General features: G+C 74.9%; 17 protein-coding genes. 6 read left to right on the top strand and 11 right to left on the bottom strand.

The window, feature by feature from the left end; translation table 11 throughout:
• The 6 genes from AB0910_RS15900 to AB0910_RS15875 all read right to left on the bottom strand — a co-directional run bounded on the left by AB0910_RS15900 (position 1) and on the right by AB0910_RS15875 (position 5,298).
• Entirely contained in the window at positions 1-954 is a 954-nt protein-coding gene (locus tag AB0910_RS15900) for an NADH-quinone oxidoreductase subunit H (protein WP_366745173.1), read from the bottom strand.
• Positions 951-2,969: a proton-conducting transporter membrane subunit gene (locus AB0910_RS15895; protein WP_366745172.1), complete on the bottom strand. Its 2,019-nt coding sequence runs from the start codon at positions 2,967-2,969 to the stop codon at positions 951-953. The genes AB0910_RS15900 and AB0910_RS15895 overlap by 4 nt, the downstream gene beginning before the upstream one ends.
• Positions 2,966-3,463 carry an oxidoreductase gene (locus AB0910_RS15890; RefSeq protein ID WP_366745171.1) on the bottom strand — a complete coding sequence of 166 codons (498 nt, stop codon included), beginning with the start codon at positions 3,461-3,463 and terminating at the stop codon, positions 2,966-2,968. Before AB0910_RS15890 ends, AB0910_RS15895 begins: the two co-directional genes overlap by 4 nt.
• 58 nt (positions 3,464-3,521) lie before the next feature.
• Positions 3,522-3,872: a metalloregulator ArsR/SmtB family transcription factor gene (locus AB0910_RS15885; protein ID WP_366745232.1), complete on the bottom strand. Its 351-nt coding sequence runs from the start codon at positions 3,870-3,872 to the stop codon at positions 3,522-3,524.
• A gap of 14 nt (positions 3,873-3,886) precedes the next feature.
• Positions 3,887-4,084 carry a hypothetical protein gene (locus AB0910_RS15880; protein WP_366745170.1) on the bottom strand — a complete coding sequence of 66 codons (198 nt, stop codon included), beginning with the start codon at positions 4,082-4,084 and terminating at the stop codon, positions 3,887-3,889.
• Between the two features lie 176 nt (positions 4,085-4,260).
• Complete coding sequence (locus tag AB0910_RS15875; protein WP_366745169.1) at positions 4,261-5,298, bottom strand: LacI family DNA-binding transcriptional regulator; 1,038 nt, start codon at positions 5,296-5,298, stop codon at positions 4,261-4,263.
• A gap of 370 nt (positions 5,299-5,668) precedes the next feature.
• Between AB0910_RS15875 and AB0910_RS15870 the strand changes: the two genes are divergently transcribed.
• The 4 genes from AB0910_RS15870 to AB0910_RS15855 all read left to right on the top strand — a co-directional run bounded on the left by AB0910_RS15870 (position 5,669) and on the right by AB0910_RS15855 (position 10,596).
• Positions 5,669-6,997: an extracellular solute-binding protein gene (locus tag AB0910_RS15870; RefSeq protein WP_366745168.1), complete on the top strand. Its 1,329-nt coding sequence runs from the start codon at positions 5,669-5,671 to the stop codon at positions 6,995-6,997.
• Positions 6,998-7,179: 182 nt separating this feature from the next.
• Positions 7,180-8,178, top strand: a complete 999-nt coding sequence (locus tag AB0910_RS15865) for a sugar ABC transporter permease (RefSeq protein ID WP_366745167.1) — start codon at positions 7,180-7,182, stop codon at positions 8,176-8,178.
• A 14-nt stretch (positions 8,179-8,192) separates the two neighbouring features.
• Complete coding sequence (locus AB0910_RS15860) at positions 8,193-9,071, top strand: carbohydrate ABC transporter permease (RefSeq protein WP_366745166.1); 879 nt, start codon at positions 8,193-8,195, stop codon at positions 9,069-9,071.
• 64 nt (positions 9,072-9,135) lie between these two features.
• Complete coding sequence (locus AB0910_RS15855; RefSeq protein WP_366745165.1) at positions 9,136-10,596, top strand: GH1 family beta-glucosidase; 1,461 nt, start codon at positions 9,136-9,138, stop codon at positions 10,594-10,596.
• Between the two features lie 219 nt (positions 10,597-10,815).
• Here AB0910_RS15855 and AB0910_RS15850 read toward each other — a convergent pair whose 3' ends face one another.
• Both AB0910_RS15850 and AB0910_RS15845 read right to left on the bottom strand, forming a co-directional pair.
• Positions 10,816-12,306: a HAMP domain-containing sensor histidine kinase gene (locus tag AB0910_RS15850; RefSeq protein WP_366745164.1), complete on the bottom strand. Its 1,491-nt coding sequence runs from the start codon at positions 12,304-12,306 to the stop codon at positions 10,816-10,818.
• Complete coding sequence (locus tag AB0910_RS15845) at positions 12,303-13,013, bottom strand: response regulator transcription factor (protein WP_366745163.1); 711 nt, start codon at positions 13,011-13,013, stop codon at positions 12,303-12,305. Before AB0910_RS15845 ends, AB0910_RS15850 begins: the two co-directional genes overlap by 4 nt.
• Positions 13,014-13,075: 62 nt before the next feature.
• On the opposite strand from AB0910_RS15845, the gene AB0910_RS15840 reads away from it, so the two are divergent.
• The gene (locus AB0910_RS15840) at positions 13,076-13,603 is read left to right on the top strand and encodes a hypothetical protein (RefSeq protein WP_366745162.1); all 528 of its coding nucleotides are present in this window, start codon (positions 13,076-13,078) and stop codon (positions 13,601-13,603) included.
• A 14-nt stretch (positions 13,604-13,617) separates the two neighbouring features.
• Here AB0910_RS15840 and AB0910_RS15835 read toward each other — a convergent pair whose 3' ends face one another.
• Positions 13,618-14,493 carry a fused MFS/spermidine synthase gene (locus AB0910_RS15835; protein WP_366745161.1) on the bottom strand — a complete coding sequence of 292 codons (876 nt, stop codon included), beginning with the start codon at positions 14,491-14,493 and terminating at the stop codon, positions 13,618-13,620.
• Positions 14,494-14,629: 136 nt separating this feature from the next.
• Positions 14,630-14,962 (bottom strand): hypothetical protein, encoded by a 333-nt coding sequence (locus AB0910_RS15830; RefSeq protein ID WP_366745231.1) that lies wholly within the window; start codon positions 14,960-14,962, stop codon positions 14,630-14,632.
• Between the two features lie 344 nt (positions 14,963-15,306).
• Here AB0910_RS15830 and AB0910_RS15825 point away from each other — a divergent pair, with 344 nt between their 5' ends.
• On the top strand, positions 15,307-16,680 hold the full coding sequence (locus tag AB0910_RS15825; protein WP_366745160.1) for a tetratricopeptide repeat protein: 1,374 nt from the start codon (positions 15,307-15,309) through the stop codon (positions 16,678-16,680).
• 12 nt (positions 16,681-16,692) lie between these two features.
• Here AB0910_RS15825 and AB0910_RS15820 read toward each other — a convergent pair whose 3' ends face one another.
• Positions 16,693-18,072, bottom strand: a complete 1,380-nt coding sequence (locus AB0910_RS15820; protein ID WP_366745159.1) for an AAA domain-containing protein — start codon at positions 18,070-18,072, stop codon at positions 16,693-16,695.
• Positions 18,073-18,075 lie beyond the last annotated feature (3 nt).

Raw genomic sequence — 18,075 nt, 5'->3', positions numbered from 1 at the left:
TCACTCTCCGCTCAGGAAGTAGGAGGCGGCGACCGCGAGGAGCGCGAGGAGGAAGGACCCGGCGAGGAGTTCGGGCACCCGGAACAGGCGCACCTTCGCCCAGAACACCTCGGCGGCGGCGAGCGCGCCGCCGAGCACGGCCACCTTGGCGGCGAACAGCACGAGGCCGAGCGCCACGGCGAGCAGTCCCGTGCCGGTCGCGGTCCCCCAGGGCGCGGCGAGCGAGGCGACGATGCCGAGCAGGACGGTCAGCCGCATCTGCGCGCCGAGTTCGACGAGCGCCAGGTCGGGGCCCGCGTACTCCAGCACCATCGCCTCGTGGACCATGGTCAGTTCGAGGTGGGTGGCCGGGTTGTCGACGGGGAGCCTGCCGGCCTCGGCGAGCACCACCACCGCGAGGGCGACCACGGCGAGCAGGCTGGAGGGCGAGGCGACGCCGGCCGGGTCGTGGATGCGGCCGGCCACGATGCGGGCGAGGTTGGTGGAGCCGGTGCTGACCGAGAGGGCGAGCACCGAGAGCAGGATCGTCGGCTCGACCAGCGCCGCGACGGTCATCTCCCGCGACGCCCCCATGCCGCCGAAGGCGGTGCCGGTGTCGAGGCCCGCGAGGGCGAGGGAGACCGTGCCGAGGGCCAGCAGCCCGACCACGACGAGCAGGTCGGCGCTGCCGCTGAGCGGGGTGGCCGTGGAGGCGAGCGGCACCAGCGCGGCGATGACCACCGCTGTGGTGACGAGCAGCAGCGGCGCCACCCGGAAGGCGGGCCCCGAACCCTCCGCCGTGATGGGCTCCTTGCGCAGCAGCTTGCGCGCGTCGCGCCAGGGCTGGGTGATGCCCGCACCGGCCCGCCCTTCGAGTACGGCGCGCACCTGGCGCATCAGGCCGGTCAGCAGCGGGGCGCCGCCGACGACCAGCACGACCTGCGCGGCCACGGCGGCCCAGCCCGCGGCGCTCACCGGGCCACCGCCAGGGCGGCGAGCAGCACCACGAGGCCGAGGAAGCCGTAGCCGAGGTAGACGTGGGCACTGCCCGGCGCCAGTCTCCTCGCCCGCTGCCCGGTGCGTTCGAGGGCCGTGAACACCGGCGTGTACAAGCGGTGTTCGACCCGGTCGGGGACCCGGGTCGCGTAGCGGGCGCGCGCCACCAGGTAGCGCGACTCCTCGACATGGGTGATGTCGAGGTCGTGCTCGGGCGCGAGCACGTCGTCGAAGACCCGCTGGAGCGGCTCGGCGAACGACGTCGCCGTGTACGCCATGCGGGGCGTGGGCGCGCCGCCCCCGCAGTCCCACACGGCGGCGGCCCTGCGGCGGCGCCGCCCCGCGAGCCGGGCGAGCGCCGACACCGCGAGGACGCCCGCGGCGAGCGCCGCCGCCACCCACAACGGCGAGAAGAGGGCGGGGAAGTGGGCGAGGCGCAGCCGCAGCGGGTCCTGCGCGAACGCCCGGCCGCCGCCGAGCCCTGCGGCCGAAGCCGCCCGCGCCAGCGGCCCCGCGAGCAGCTGCGGTACGAGCGCGAGCGCCACGCACCACAGGCCGAGCAGCCCCATCCCCGCGAGCATCGCGGGCGGTGCCTCGGCGGCCCGCCGCGCCCCCTCGCTGCGCGGCCTGGCGAAGAAACCGACGCCGAGCGCCTTGACGAAGACCGCGGCGGCGAGCCCGGCCGACAGGGCGACGGCCGCCACCGCGACGGGCAGCAGGACCGCCGTGGACACGCCGGGCACGGAGAGCCCGTGGATCAGCGACTGGAACAGCAGCCACTCGCTGACGAAGCCGCCGCCCGGCGGCAGCGCCACCGCGCCGAGCGCGGCGAGCGCGAACAGCCCTGCCGTCACCGGCATCCGGGCGCGCAGCCCGCCCAGCAGGTCGAGGTCGCGCAGGCCGGTCGCCTTCAGCACGCTGCCCGCCGCGCAGAACAACAGGGCCTTGAAAGCGGAGTGGTTGACCACGTGCAGCAGGGCGGCGGCCAGCGCGAGCGACGCGAGGGCGGGCCTGCCGCTCGCCGCGAAGAGGCCGGCGGCGCCGGTGCCGACCAGGACGAGCCCCATGTTCTCCGCGGTCGAGTACGCGAGCAGCCGCTTCAGGTCGTGCGACACCGCGGCCTGGAGGATGCCGTACACCGCGGACAGCGCGCCCACGGCGAGGGTGAGCAGCCACCACCAGCGGGGGCCGCCGCCCAGCAGGTCGAAGCCGACCCGCAGCAGGCCGTAGACGCCGAGGTTGACCATGGCCGCGCTCATCAGCGCGGAGACGTTGCTCGGCGCCTCCGGGTGGGCGCGGGGCAGCCAGGCGTGCAGCGGCGCCATGCCCGCCTTGGAGCCGAACGCCACGAGCGCCAGCAGGAAGACCGTGTCGCGCACGGCGGGCGACAGGGACGCGCCGGCCGCGCGCAGGTCGGCGAAGCTCTCGCCGCCCGCGTGCGCGGCGAACAGCGAGAGCGCCACGAGCAGCGCCACCAGGCCGAGATGGGTCATCACCGCGTACCACTGCCCGGCGACGGCGACCTCGGGGCGCCGCCGGTGCTCGGCGAGCACCAGCAGCAGCGAGGTGAGCGCCATCAGCTCCCACAGCGCGAGGAACGCCGACACGCTCGCCGCCGCGGGCACCAGTACCAGGGTCGCCGCGAACACCGGCAGCGCGGCCTGCGCGCCGCGGGCCTCGCCGCCGTGCCCCGCGTACCCGATTCCGTACAGCGAGACCGCGCACACCACCACGCCTGCGACGGCCATGAAGAGACCGGACAGCGCGTCCACGCCGAGGTGTACGCCGACCGGCGGCAGCACGCCCGGCAGGGACAGCGACCACCGGGCGCCGCCGAGCGCCGCGCCGCCCGCGACCGTGCCCGCGGCGCCGACGAGCACGCCGCACCAGCCGGCCGCGGCCACCCGGGCCCGCTCGGGCAGGAAGGCGCCGCCGGCCGCGCCGGCCGCGGCGAGCGCGGCCCCCGCGCCGAGCGCGGGACCGATCACGCTCACCGGCCCGTCACCGACCGCAGGGCCGCGACGATGTCCTCGGGGCGCGGCGGGCAGCCGGGCACCCGCACGTCCACGGGCACGACGTCGCCGACCGCGCCCTCGACCCCGTAGGCGCCCGCGAACTCGCCCTGGTCCAAGGCGCAGTCGCCGAGCGCGACCACCAGGCGCGGCTCGGGCATCGCGGCGACCGTGGTGCGCAGCGCCGCGGCCATGTTGCGGGTGACGGGCCCGGTGACCAGGGCCACGTCGGCGTGGCGCGGCGAGGCGACGAGCCGCGCGCCGTAGCGCTCGGCGTCGTGGACGGGCCCGAAGGCGTTGCCGATCTCGATCTCGCAGCCGTTGCAGGACCCGGCGTCCACGCACCGCACCTGGGCCGAGCCGCCGAGTTCGGCGGCCCGCTCGCGCACCTCGGGGGGCAGCGCGTCGGCAGGGGGCGGGGGCGGCGCGGGCTCCGCCGTCCTCCCGGTGGCACGGATCTTCCGCAGCAGCGACATCGGTCGTCCTCAGGGGCTCTCGTGTGGTTCGTGCCGGGCCCGCGCGCCCCCGGCACCGTCAGCGTTCCGGGACCGTCGCGCGGTCGGCGTCCCGCAGTTCCGCGAGCAGGTCCTGCTGCCCGGCCAGCATCTCGGTGAGTATCCGGCGGGCGGCCCTGAGCAGGTCGGCGACGTCGGGACCGGCCAGCGCGTACACCACGGTGTCGCCCTCGCGCGCCGACGTCACGATGCCCGACCTGCGCAACACGGCGAGCTGCTGCGACAGGTTCGAGCGCTCCACCTCGATCTCGGCGAGCAGTTCGCGCACGGGGCGCGGCCCGTCCTGGAGCAGTTCGAGCACCCGGATGCGGACCGGATGCCCCAGCATCCGGAAGAACTCCGCCTTGGCCTGGTACAGCGGAACCGGCACCGCGCTCAACCCCTTCACTCGTCCACCTCGGACACGTCGCGCTCATCATCCCGGGGGACGTCGATCCCGCGCTTCCAGGCCGCGCGCACGGCATCCTCAAGATCGTCCATCGCGGGACCCACCGCGGCCGAGCCACCGGCGGCGAGCGCGTCGCGCACCGAACGCCGCGCGGCGCGCACCCGCGCCACCACACTGCGTGTGTCCTCGTCCACGCGCCCGACCTCCCTGTCGGCCGGCCCTGTACGCGGCCGCGGGGACGCCGGTGCCCCGGTGCGGCCGGGAGCATCATGCCGTCGATTGAAGAATTTTTCAATTCGTGGATACGGGAGGGGGCGGCCGGGCGCGCCGGGACGCCCGGGGCGGCGCACACCTGCCCGCCGCCGTCACCTCACGACGACTCGCGCACCACCAGCTCGGTGGCGAGGGCGACATGGCGGTGGGGCAGGCCGGGGTGGGCGATCTCGTCGAGCAGCATGTGCGCCATCGTGCGGCCCATCTCCTCGATCGGCTGGCGCACGCTGGTCATCGGCGGGTCCGTGTGCCGGGCCACGATCGAGTCGTCGAAGCCGACCACCGCCACGTCCCGCGGCACCCGCAGCCCCGCCTCGCGCAGCACCTGCAGCGCGCCGGCGGCCATCACGTCGGAAGCGGCGAACACGGCGTCGAGGCCCGGTCTGCGTTCAAGGAGTTCACGCATGGCGAGCGCCCCGCCCTCCTCGGTGAAGTCGGCGTGCGCGACCAGCGCCTCGTCGGGCCGCGCGGCGCCGTGGGCGGCCCGGTAGCCGTCGAGGCGGGCGCGCGCGACCTCCATGTCGAGCGGCCCGGTGATCGTCGCGACGGCGCGCCGCCCGCGGCCGAGCAGGTGCTCGACGGCGGCGCGCGCGCCCGAGGCGTTGTCCGCGTGCACATAGCTGAGCGGCTCGCGGTCGGAGCGCCTGCCGCCGAGCACGGCGGGCAGGTCGAGGGTCTCCAGCAAGGTGGGCAGCGGGTCGTCCTCGTGCACGGACACCAGCAGCACCCCGTCCACCCGCTGCGCGGAGAGGTAGGCGGCGAGCCGCTCCCGCTCCTTCGCGGTCCGCACGAGGATCAGCAGCAGCTGCATGTCCGTGTCGGCGAGGCCCGCGGTGACCCCCCTGATGGTGTCCGAGAAGTAGGGTTCGGCGACCAGCCGGGTCTCGGCCTCGGGTATGACGAGGGCCACCGCGTCCGTTCGACTTGTGACGAGAGTGCGCGCCGCCCTGTTCGGTACGTACCCCAGCTCGGCGATCGCCTTCTCCACCGCGGCCCGCGCCTTGGCGCTGACCCCCACGGAGCCGTTCACGACCCGGGACACGGTGCCCCTGCCGACCCCCGCGCGCGCCGCCACGGCCTCAAGGGTGGGGCGGGCAGGACCCCTGGCCTCGGGGTCCTTCTCGGCTCGGCTCATCGTTCACCTTCCAGCTCTGTGCGCGCCCCGTACGGGCGGGACGGCCTCATTGTGACCACGGCCCGACGGCCATGGTCCACCTCGTGCGCCCGGCCCGCCCGGCGGCGCCCGGCGGCCCGCAGGACACACTCCCGCAACGGAACCGACTTCACGTATTGACAGGTCGCCCCTCGGGGCGTGAGTCTTCGAGCAGCATCGGATTGGGAGCGCTCCCAATCCGTCTCAGGACACCACCGTACGCCGGGCACGGCACGCGCCGATCCGCACCGGCCCCGCCGCCGGCCGCGCGCCGGCCACCGCACCGGCCAAGCGCCGGCCACCGCCGGACCCCGCAACCGGGTCCTTCGTCCCGGAACCAAGGAGTAGTGGAATGCGCATCACCCGCACTGTCGGCAGCCGCCGAGGCAGAAGGGGCGCGGCGGCCGCCACGACCGCGGTACTCGCCGCCTCCGCGCTGCTGCTGACGGGCTGCAGCAGCGGCACCAGCGACGGCGGCTCGGACGCGGCGAACGGGCAGATCACGCTGACCGTCGCGGACTACGGCCAGTTCGGCTACAAGGAAGCCGGGCTGTTCGCCCAGTACCACAAGCTCCACCCGGACATCACGGTCAAGGAGGACGTCACCGCCGACGAGACCGTCTACTACCCGAAGCTCCTGCAGGAGCTGAACTCGGGCAGCGGCCTCGCGGACGTGACGGGCATCGAGGTCGGGCGCATCAAGGAGGTCGTCGACACCAAGGCGGACTCCTTCGTCGACCTGGCCAGGACCATCAAGCCCTCGGACTGGGTGAGTTGGAAGGAGGCCCAGGCCACGACGCCGGGCGGCCAGGTGATCGGCGCCGGCACGGACATCGGCCCGATGTCGCTGTGCTACAACCGCGACCTGTTCGCCAAGGCGGGCCTGCCCACGGACCGCGACAAGGTCGCGCAACTGGTCGCGGGCGGCTGGGAGGACTACCTGAAGCTGGGCGAGCAGTACCAGAAGAAGGCGCCGTCCGGCACGTACTTCATGGACTCGGCGAGCGCCATGTACAACGCGGTCGTCAGCTCCAGCCCCCAGCAGTACTACGACAAGGACGGCAAGGCGGTCTACAAGACGAGCGCCAGCGTCAAGGAGGGCTGGAACCTCGCAGCCGAGGCCGCGAGCAAGAAACTGAGCCAGGGCCTCGCCCAGTTCAACGACCCGTGGGTGGCCGCGCTGCGCAAGGGCACCGTGGCGACGGTGGTGTGCCCCGCGTGGATGGCGGGCCAGATCTCCACCAACGCGGGCCCGTCGTTCAAGGGCAAGTGGGACATCGCCAAGGCGCCGGGCGCGGCGGCGGCCAACTGGGGCGGCTCCTTCCTCGCGGTGCCCAAGAGCGGCAAGCACGTCAAGGAGGCGACCCAGCTGGTCAAGTGGCTGACGGCGCCCGCTCAGCAGGCCGCCACCTTCAAGGCCATCGGGGTGTTCCCGTCCAACCAGGGCGCGTACACGCTGCCCGCCGTGCAGAACGCGACGCTGCCTTACTTCAACAACGCGCCGATCGGCACGATCTACGCGCAGGAGGCGGCCTCGATCCCGGCGGCGGTGCTCGGCCCGAAGGACGGCGTCATCAAGGACACCATCTCCAACGAGATCAACAACATGGAGCAGCGCGGCACCAAGCCGGCCGACGCGTGGGCGGCGGCGACGAAGACCATCGACAAGGTCATCGGCTGACTGTGCGGGCCGGGGACCGGTGCGGGGCCCGGCGCCTCGGGGCCCCGCACCGGTCCCCGGCCCCCTCCCCCGCCGGGAAGCCGGGCCCGGGGCCCGCCGGGCAGGGCAGCGGACCGCCAGGACCCGGCCCCGCGAGACAGGGCAGACGCGGACCCCACAGGACAAGGAAGAGGACTCCGACCGTGGCCACTTCGACACCCACAAGGGACGCGCACGTCCCGCCGCCCCGCGGGGCCGCAGCTCCGCCGCCTGCCGCAGGCCGCGGGTCCTGGCGCAGCCGGCTGTGGCGCTTCGACGACAAGGCGTCGCCGTACGCCTACATCGCCCCGTTCTTCCTCGTCTTCGGCGCCTTCGGCCTCTTCCCGCTCGTCTACACCGGCTGGATCGCCCTGCACCGCGTGGAGATGACGGGGCTCGACCAGATGGAGTGGGTCGGCTGGGCCAACTTCGGCACCATCCTGCACGACAGCGAGTTCTGGACCGCGGTCGGCAACACCTTCGCCATCGGTGTGATCTCGACCGTGCCGCAGCTGCTGATGGCGCTCGGACTCGCGCACCTGCTCAACTACCGCCTGCGCGCGAGCACGTTCTTCCGCACGCTCATCCTCACCCCGTACGCGACCTCGGTGGCGTCGGCGGCGCTGGTGTTCGCGCTGGTCTTCCGCGCCGACGGCGGCATCCTCAACTGGCTGCTGCACTTCATCGGGCTCGGCCACACCAACTGGGCCAACGGGCACTGGACTTCGAAGATCGCCATCTCCGCCATCGTGATCTGGCGGTGGACTGGCTACAACACCCTGATCTATCTGGCCGCGATGCAGGCCGTGCCGACCGACCTGTACGAGGCGGCCTCGATCGACGGCGCCAACCGCTGGCAGCAGTTCCGCAAGGTGACGATCCCCTCGCTGCGGCCCACGATCCTGTTCACCATCGTGATCTCGACCATCGGCTCCATGCAGCTGTTCGGCGAGCCGCTGCTGCTCGAAGGCGGCACCGTGGGCGCCACCGGAGGCAACGAGAACCAGTACGAGACGCTCAGTGTGTACCTCTACAACTACGGCTGGAAGCTGGGCCACTTGGGGCCGGCGGCCGCCGTCGCCTGGGCGATGCTCGCCCTGTTGCTGATCATCGCAGGGATCAACCTGCTCGTCGGCCGCCTCGTCCGCAAGTCCGCCGCCTGAGGGAGCGCTCCGCCATGACCACCACAAGCCCCGCACCCCGCGCGGAGCGCGGCAGGCTCCGCGTCGGCGCGGGACGCCAGCTGCACGCGGGACCCTTCACCTACGCCGCGCTCGTCGTCGCCGGCATCCTGTCGATCCTGCCGCTGTACTGGACGCTCGTCGCCGCGTCCCACACGCAGAACGAGGTGCTCGCGCTCACCCCGCCGCTGCTGCCCGGCGGGCGGCTGTTCCACAACATCGCGACCGCCTGGCAGCAGGCCAACCTCGGCAAGGCGATCGTCAACAGCGTCGTCGTCTCCGGCTGCATCACCGCAGCCACCCTCTTCTTCTGCACACTGGCGGGGTACGCCTTCGCCAAGATGCGCTTCCGGGGCCGGGGTTGGCTGATGACCGCGGTCATCGCCACCCTGACGATCCCGCCGCAGCTCAGTGTCGTGCCGCTGTTCATGATGATGTCCGACATCGGCTGGGGCGGGCACCTGGAGTCGGTGATCTTCCCGACGCTGGTGAGCGCGTTCGGTGTGTTCTTCATGCGCCAGTACCTGCTGGAGGCGCTGCCGTACGAGCTGGTCGAGGCGGCGAAGGTGGACGGCGCCAACAACTTCCGCATCGTGCGCAGCATCGTGCTGCCGGTCGCGCGGCCCGCGATGATGGTGCTCGGGATGCTCACCTTCGTGCAGGCGTGGAACGACTTCTTCTGGCCCTACCTCGCGCTCAGCCAGCAGAACCCCACCCTCCAGGTCGCACTCGGCCAGCTCAGCGCCTCGTACACCCCCGACCAGTCGATCGTGATGGCGGGCGCGCTGATCAGCGCGCTGCCGCTGCTCGCGGTGTTCGTGGTGTTCGGCAAGCAGATCGTCGGCGGCATCATGTCCGGCGCCGTGAAGGGATGAGCGCCGGGCGCCCCGCCCCTCCAGGTCCCCCCGCCCGTACGCACACTCATGGGAGCGCTCCCGAATGACCGCACTCCAGCCCGAGACCGGCGCCCGCACCACCGCATCCCCCGCCACCGCACCCGCCGGCTTCCCCACCGGTTTCACCTGGGGCGCGGCGACCGCCGCCTACCAGGTGGAGGGGGCCGCGGCGGAGGACGGCAGGACGCCCTCCATCTGGGACACCTTCGCCCACACGCCGGGCCGGGTACTGGGCGGCGACACCGGCGACACCGCCGCCGACCACTACCACCGCTACCGCGACGACGTCCGGCTGATGAGCGAACTGGGCCTGACCGCCTACCGGTTCTCCGTCTCCTGGCCCCGGGTGCAGCCCACCGGGCGGGGGCCCGCGGTGCAGCGAGGACTCGACTTCTACCGCCGCCTGACGGACGAGCTGCTCACGGCGGGTATCACCCCGGTCGCCACGCTCTACCACTGGGACCTGCCGCAGGACCTGGAGGACGCGGGCGGCTGGCCGCACCGGCCCACCGCCGAGCGGTTCGCCGACTACGCGGCGCTGGTCGCCGAGGCGCTGGGCGACCGGGTCCCGCTGTGGACGACGCTCAACGAGCCGTGGTGCTCGGCCTTCCTCGGCTACGGCTCGGGTGTGCACGCGCCGGGCCGCACCGACCCCGCGGTCGCCCTGCGCGCCGCGCACCACCTGAACCTCGCGCACGGCAGGGCGGTCGAGGTGCTGCGCGCCGCGCTGCCGACGGACGCGCGGATCTCCGTCACGCTCAACCTGCACCAGGTGCGCCCGCTGGGCGAGGGGCCCGGGGACGCGGAGGCCGCCCGGCGCATCGACGCCGTGGGCAACCGGATCTTCACGGGACCGATGCTGGCGGGCGCCTACCCGCAGGATCTGCTGGCCGACACCGCACGCCTGGTGGACTGGGCCGCCCTCGTGCGCCCCGGCGACCTGGAGACCAGCTCCCGGCCGATCGACCTGCTCGGCGTCAACTACTACACCCCGACCGTCGTTTCGGCCCCCGTGCCGGGCGGAGCCGCCGCCCGCACGCACGGCGGCCACGGCGCGAGCGACCACTCCCCCTGGCCGGGCGCCGAGGACGTCGTCTTCCACCTGCCCGAGGGGCGCGACCGCACGGCGATGGACTGGGCGATCGACCCGGACGGCCTGTACGAGCTGCTGGTCGGCCTGCACCGCGACCACCCGGACCTGCCGCTGATGGTGACGGAGAACGGCGCGGCCTTCGACGACCGCGTCGGCGCCGACGGCCGGGTGGACGACCCCGGGCGCATCGCCTATCTGGCGGGTCATCTCGCCGCCGTACAGCGGGCGTTGGCGGCCGGAGCCGATGTGCGCGGGTACTTCCTGTGGTCGCTGCTCGACAACTTCGAGTGGGCGTACGGCTACAGCAAGCGCTTCGGCGTCGTGTACGTCGACTACGCGACCCAGCGGCGTATCCCGAAGGCGAGCGCGCGCTGGTACGCGGAGGTCATCAGGGCGAACGCGCTGCCGTGAGGCGGAGGCCCCCGCGCCGTGCGGCCCGGGGTGGACCGGGGTCCGGCCGGGCGCCGGGCCGGCCGGTGGGGCGGTCGGCTGCGGCGCCCGCACGGCCGGACCCGGTCCGGTCCCGTGGGGGGACACTCAGCACGCTAACCGCTCACGCCCGGCGGTGGCGGTGGTTCCGTTTTCTCGGTGCCACCTTTAGGACCCCGTTAAGGAATCGATCGGAACCGCTTAAGTGAATGACCGCGTCCGATCGCCGCGATTCCGCCGATGACCGCTTCGGCGCCCCAACCCCCGGGCGCCCCAGCCTCGGACGTCCAGGCTCCGGACGCCCCACTTCCGGGGGCCCGACCCCCGGCCGCCACCGGTACCCCGGCCGCCGGCCACCGCTCCCCCACCGCGCTGCGGGGCGCCGACGCCGAGCCAGATCCGTATCTCCGCGCCGCCGAGCACCGAGCGGCCGATCCGCACGTCGCCGCCGGTGGACGCGGCGACCCGGTGCGCGATGTCGAGGCCGAGGCCGGTGGAACCCGGCCTGCCGCCGCTGTTGCCGCGGGCGAGCGCGGCCCCCGGATCGTCGATGCCGGGGCCCGCGTCGGAGACCAGCACGATCACCGCGTCCCTGGCCTGGTGCACGTCGACGGCGAACGCCGTGCCCTCGGGCGTGTGCCGGAACACGTTGCCGAGCAACGCATCCAGCGCTGCGGCGAGTTCGGGCCGCGCCACCTGCACGCGCGCGGGCGTCCCGACGCCCGCGACGCGGACCGCGCGGTTCTCGTCCTCGGCGAGCGCCGACCAGAAGTCCATGCGCTCGCGCACCACTTCGCTCACGTCGCAGCCGGTCACCGTGCCGGGCGCGCCGGTGCGCGGCTTCGCGGCGCGGGCGGTGCGGATGACGGTGTCGACCTCGCGTTCAAGCCGGGCCACGGCCTCCCGGGTGTGCTCCGCCGCCGGACCGTCCCCGAGCGAGGCGGCGTTGAGCCGCAGCACGGTCAGCGGCGTGCGCAGCCGGTGCGACAGGTCGGCCGCGAACTCCCTTTCGGCGTCCAGCAGTTGCACGACCTGGTCCGCCATGGCGTTGAACGCGGCGGCGGCCGAGCGCAGTTCGGGCGGCCCCTCCTCGGGCACCCGGGTGCCGAGCGCGCCCTGTCCGAGGGCCTGCGCCGCGTCCGCGAGCCGCCGCGCAGGACCCACCGTACGGCGGCCGAGCCGGTCGGCGAAGACCACGGAACCCGCGACCAGCGCGCAGCCCACGCCCGCGAGGACCAGCCACGCGGTGGCCACGCCCCGGGCCACGTCGGCCTCCGGCACGTACACCTCCACCACGGCGGTCACGCCGGAGCCGAGCGCCGTCGGCTGGAGCAGCGCGAAGCCGCCGCGCACCGCGGAGATGGAGGCGCGGCCGACCCGCTCCACCGTGCGGATGTCGGCGGCGCCGGCCCGGCGCTCACCGAGGTCGAGGGCGGCCGCGCCCCCTCCCGCGGGCACGTGCACGGCCATCCGGCCGTCGGAGCCCGCCTGCGTGGAGAGCATCGCGCGCTCCAGCATGGACCGGTCCGTGGTGATGGCGAGGGCGGGCCCGATGGTCGCCGCCTGCCGCTCCGCGTTGGTGAACACCCGGTCGCGCGCCATCTCCTTGACGACGAGCCCGAGCGGCACGGCGAACGCGACGACGACCATCACGCTCACCGCGAGCACCACCTTGGCCAGCGCCCACCTCATCGGGCGAGGGGCCCGGCGCTCGGCGGCTCCAGCTTCACCCCGACGCCGCGCAGGGTGTGCAGATAGCGTGGGCGCGCCGCCGTCTCGCCGAGCTTGCGCCGCAGCCAGGACAGGTGGACGTCGATGGTCTGGTCGTCGCCGTACGACTGCTGCCACACCTCGGCGAGCAGCTCCCTGCGCGGCACCACCACGCCAGGCCGCCCGGCGAGGAACGCCAGCAGGTCGAACTCGCGCCGGGTCAGGTCGAGTGCGGTGCCGTCCAGGGTGGCGTGGCGGCGCAGCGGGTCGATGGCGAGGCCGCCGACCTCGATCAGGGCGCCCGGCGCCCCGCCGTCCGCCGGGCCGAGGCGGGAGCGGCGCAGCACCGCGGCCATCCGCGCGGACAGCACCTCCACGGAGAACGGCTTGGTGAGGTAGTCGTCGGCGCCCGCGTTGAGCAGCCGGACGATCTCGCTCTCCTCGTCGCGCGCGGTGGCGACGATCACCGGCACCTCGGTGATGCCGCGCAGCATCTTCAGCGCCTCCGAGCCGTCGAGGTCGGGCAGCCCGAGGTCGAGGATCACCACGTCGAAGGCGAAGTGCGCCACTTCGCGCAGGGCTTCGAGCGCGGTGCCCACGCTGCGTACGGTGTGGGACGCCTCGGTCAGATGCCGGATCAGTGCGGAACGCACAAACTGGTCATCCTCGACCACGAGCACTCGTGCCATGGGCCGCACCGTACGCCATCCGGGTGAGCCGGGTGCCGGGCCGGTGGTGCACCATGGCGGTGATGCGCCAGGCACTCGTACCCGTCGTCGCGTGGTCGCTCGCCACCGGGGCCGCGGTCACGCTCTCGTGGTGGGGCGTCCACTCGGTGATGGCGGGCACCGCGTACGATCCCCCGCGCGCCGTGCCGCTCACCGCGGCGGGCCCCACCGCCGTGTCCACGCCGCCGCCCCTGGTCCCCGCGACCCGGCGCCCCGAGCCCTCCTCGCCCCCGCCCGCCCCGACGCCGTCCGCGACGCGTTCCGCCCCGTCCCCTTCGCCGCCGGCTCCCACCGGTGCGCCCGCTTCGAGCCCCGCCCCTGCGCACGCGGCGCGGCTGCGGAGCTACGAGATCACCGGCGGCCGCGCCGTCTTCTCCGTGACCGACACCTCGGCGTCCCTGGTCTCCGCCACCCCCGAGGCGGGCTGGCAGGTGCAGACCTGGTCCCAGCCCGAGTGGGTCCGCGTCACCTTCACCCGGGGCACCCAGGAGTCCTCGGTCTTCTACACCTGGAACGGCCACGCCCCGACGGTCCAGTTCGACGCGCGCTAGCGGGACCGCGGCGCTCAGTCGAAGGTGCCGGGCGGCGGGAACGGGGAGGGCCTGGCGTCGGTGTCGCGCACGACGGCGGCGCCGCCGGCGAAGTCGGTGAGGGAGGGGCCGTGTGCCACCCGGCCGGCGTGCGGGTCGGTGGCGACGCGGCGGGTCAGCTCCGCCACGGGCAGCGGGGCACAGGCCGCGAGCAGGACCGCGTTGCCGAAGCGGCGGCCGCGCAGGACGGCGGGGTCGGCGGCGAGCGCCAGGTGCGGGAAGACCGTCGCCGCCGTGGCGACCTGGCGGCGCAGGTGGGCGAGGGGCGGGCCGTCCGCGACATTGGCCGCGTACCAGCCGCCCGGCGCGAGCACCCGCCGCGCCTCGGCGAGGAATTCGGCGCTCGTGAGGTGCGCGGGGGTGCGGGCGCCCGCGAAGACGTCGGCGATGACGAGGTCGGCCCAGCCGTCCCGTACGGCGGCGAGTCCCGCGCGCGCGTCCGCGGTGCGCACCCGGACGCGGGCCGCCGGGTCGAGCGGCAGATGGGCGCGGACGAACGCGACCAGCGCGCCGTCCGCCTCGATGACCTGCTGGGTGGAGCGCGGCCTGGTCGCCGCGGTGTAGCGGGCGAGGGTGAAGGCACCGCCGCCCAGGTGCAGCACCCGCAGCGGCTGCCTCGGGGGCGCCAGCAGGTCCACGGCGTGGCCGAGCCTGCGCTGGTAGGCGAAGTCGAGGTGGCCGGGGTCGGCGAGGTCGACATGGGACTGCGGCGCGCCGTCGAGCAGCAGCGTCGCCGCGCGCGGCCGCTCCCGGTCGGGCACGAGTTCGGCCGTGCCGCCGCCGACCGCCTCCCGCACGGCGAGCGCCCCCGGGGCCCCCGCGCGCCCGCCCCTGCGTGACTGTCTGCCCATGCCCCCATTGTCGCCGGACGGGAGACGGGCGACCGCGGGGGCCCGGTCCGTGGGCCGCGCCGACCCGGCCGGGGCCCGCGCGGCCCGGTCCGTGGGCCTCCTGCGGGCCGGGCCCCGGGACCGGCGGGCGGCGTGCTCAGCTGCGGCTGTCCGCCGCCTCGATGGTGCGGGCCGCCTCGTCAAGAGCGCGGCGCAGGCGGGCCGGGTCGGTGACGGGGGCGCCGCTCGCCGCGCCCGGCGGGAGCAGCCAGCCGGTGCCGACGACCGGCGGGTCCGAGGGGAGCTTGATGCCCCGGCCGTCCGTCTCCGTACAGGCGCTGCCCGGCACGTCCCAGCCCTCGGCGGTGCCCGGCGGCACGAGGAAACCCAGGGTGTCGCAGGGCGCGTCGTGGATGACCGGGCCGACGGCGGGCTCCCCGCCCCTGCGCAGGATGTCCACCGCTTCGAGGCCCTGCCGCGCGGGGACCATGACGAGGTCGCACGGCGCCGCGGCGTCCCCCTCCCCTGCCGTCCCCGCCCGGCGCCCGCCGGTCCCGCGAAGCTCCTGGCTGGCTTCCATGCCGAACTCCACCTCCACCTCGGACAAGGCAGACCTCCTCGTCTCGTCCACGCGCGAGTCGTCGAGCGGGACACGCCGCACGTGTCCTGTGGGTTCAACGCGCGAGGGCGTCAACGGCTACGGCGGCACGCCGCCGCAAAGGATGGCACTTCATGGCAGATCGCGGGTGAGATATCCGGTTTGCAGCCAAACGCTGTGTGCGCGCTCCGTCACAGCGGGTACGTTCTTGCCCCGTACGAAGAGAGGGTTCGGCCATGTCGACGTCACCGGCGGTTCCCAACGCGGCGTTCCGCGCGCTGCGCGGCTCGCGCTCCCCCGCGGAGTTCGCCGCGGCCGTGCGCAGGGCCGCGCGGGAGATCGGTGAACAGGTCGCCTGCGACGCGCGCTACGTCGGCCGCGTGGAGTCGGGCGAGATCCGCTGCCCCAACTACGCGTACGAGCGGGTCTTCCTCCACATGTTCCCCGGGAAGTCCCTGGGGGACCTGGGCTTTACCGCGCGCGAGGCGGTACGCGGCCGTGGCGCGCGCGAGTCCGCCGCGGCCCCGGCCCCGCCCGAGCCGCCCGACATGCCCGACCATCCGCCGACCACCACCCGCCGACCGGACGAGGAGAGCGACATGCTGCGCCGTGTGTTCATGACGAGCGGCAGCGCCGGTGTGGCGTGCGCGACCCTCGGCGTGCCCGTCCCGCGCCGGGGCGCGCACGCGGGCGCGGGCCGGGCCGGCGAGCCCGAGGTCCGCGCGGTCGAGGAGGAGGTGCGGCGCATCCGCCTGCTGGACGACAGGCACGGCGCCGACGGGCTGTTCAGGCGGGCCACCGAGCCGCTGCGCGCCGCGTACGCGCTGCTCGACTCCGGCCGGGTCTCCCAACAGGCGCTCTGCGCGCGGCTGCACGCAGGCGCGGGTGAACTCGCCGTCTCCGTGGGATGGCTGGCGCACGACTCGGGCCGCTTCGAGCAGGCGCGGTCGCACTACGCGGAGGCGCTGGCCACCGCGCGCGTGGCGGACGACCCCGCGCTGGAGGCGCACGCCTTCTGCAACACGGCGTTCCTCGCGGACGACGCGGGCAAGCACCGGGAGGCCGTACGGGCGGCCCAGGCGGGGCTGCGGGCCGCGCGGCGGCTGCCGTCGCCGCGGCTGCGCTCGCTGCTGCACCTGCGGGAGGCGGCAGGCTGGGCGGGGCTCGGCGACCGCGCGGCGGCGACGGCGGGACTCGGCCGGGCGCACGACCTGTTCGCGCGCGGCCCCTCGGACGACGACCCGGAGTGGATGTCCTTCTTCGGCGAACCGGAACTCGCCTGGCAGGAGGCCCGCTGTCACGCGGCGCTCGGCGACTGGCCGCGCGCGGCCCGCCACGCCTACCGGGCGACGGCGCTCCAGGACGGGCACTTCGCCCGCAACCTCGCGCTGTACCGGGTCGAACTGGCGCTGTGCCTGGCCAAGTCGGGCTCGCCCGACGAGGCGGCCGCCGCCGGGCACGCGGCGCTCGACCTGCTCGACCAGGTCACCTCCTCCCGTATCCGGGGGATAGTGACGACGACGGCCCGGGTGATGCTGCCGCAGCGGCGCGCGCGGGGCGTGCAGGACTTCCTGGCGCGCTCGGGCGCGGGCACCGGCCGCCCCCTGTGAGGTGCACGCCGCTCAGCCGGGCACCCGGTGCTCGGCGAGGTGGGCGAGGACCGCGTGGTTGGCCTCCCAGCCGTCGGGAAACTTCACCGTGACCCCCAACTGGACGGGCTCCGTGGACGGATGGTCGTCGAGCAGTTCGGCGACGCCCGCCCTGCACACCACGACGCACGCGTGGCGGTGGCGGGACGCGAGGACGCACAGGCGGCCGGTCTCCAGATGGAAGGCGGTGGCGTCGGGGCGCCCCGACAGCGGGTGCAGCACCACCGTCACGTCGAACTCGCGGCCCTGGAGGCGGTTGGCGGTGTCGACGGCGACGCCCCGCACGCCGAGCTCCGCGAGGGCGGCGCGGACCGCCGCTGCCTGGTCGCGGTGCGCGGTGCCGACCGCGACCCGGTCGGCCGTCACCGGCACGGGCCCCTCGGCCCGTTCGCTGGTGGCGGCGCACCCCCGGTCGAGCAGCCTGCGCACGATCCCCGCGACGGCCCGCACCGCCTCGGGGTCCGTGCGCGGCGTGCGCCGTGCGGGCAGTTCGAGCAGGCCCCAGCCCGACGCGGCCGCCTCGTCCAGCACCCGGTCGGCGCCCGAGCCGTCGGATGCCGTGGCGAAGGAGAGCGTGCGGTCGCCCGGCCCGGTGCCGCTGCGGAACGGGGTGTACGGGTAGAACGCGCCGGACACCAGCGGCGCGGCCGAGGCGGGCAGCCGCCAGGACACCGGCAGCCGGTGCTGCGGCAGGTCCGGGTTGTGCGCGAGGAGCGTGGAGACGGCGCTCGCCGAGGGGTCGTACGAGAGCCCCGCCCACTGCTCGGCGCCGACCACGCTGAACGGGTCGAGCTGGCCGGGGTCGCCGACGAACAGCGCGCGCTCGAACAGTCCCGCGACGGCGAGCAGTGCGTCCGAGCGCATCTGGTACGCCTCGTCGACGATGGCGTGCCCCCACGGCTCGACGCCCTGCACGTGCGCCCACTTCGCGGCCGTCGAGACGACGACGTCGAGCCCGGCCAGGTCGGCGGCGCGGGAGGACGTGCGGACGCTCTCCAGGGCGTCGAGCGCGGGGTCGTACGGGTCGGAGTCGCTGCTGTGCAGCCGGCCGACCGGCAGGTCTGGGTCCTTCTCCGCGAGCCGCAGCACCAGGTCGTCGACCTGGGCGTTGGTCTGCGCGACCACCATCAGCGGCCGTCCCGCGGCGGCCAGTTCGCGGGCGGCCCGCACGACGAGCGTGGACTTGCCCGCGCCGGGCGGCGAGTCCACGACGACGCCGCGGCGGGTGCCGTGCAGGGTGTCGCGCAGGATCGCCCCGGTGGCCAGGGCCGCCGCCCTGCCGGGGTCCTCGCCCGGGTCGGCGACCGGCCCCGCGCTCCCCGGGTGCGGGGCCTGCCCCGCGCGGCCGGTCATCCG

Origin of the sequence: Streptomyces sp. NPDC047002, assembly GCF_040704505.1 — a bacterium.
Lineage (GTDB): Bacteria > Actinomycetota > Actinomycetes > Streptomycetales > Streptomycetaceae > Streptomyces.
The sequence above is the reverse complement of the archived record's forward strand: the minus strand, read 5'-3'. Positions and strand labels throughout refer to the sequence as shown.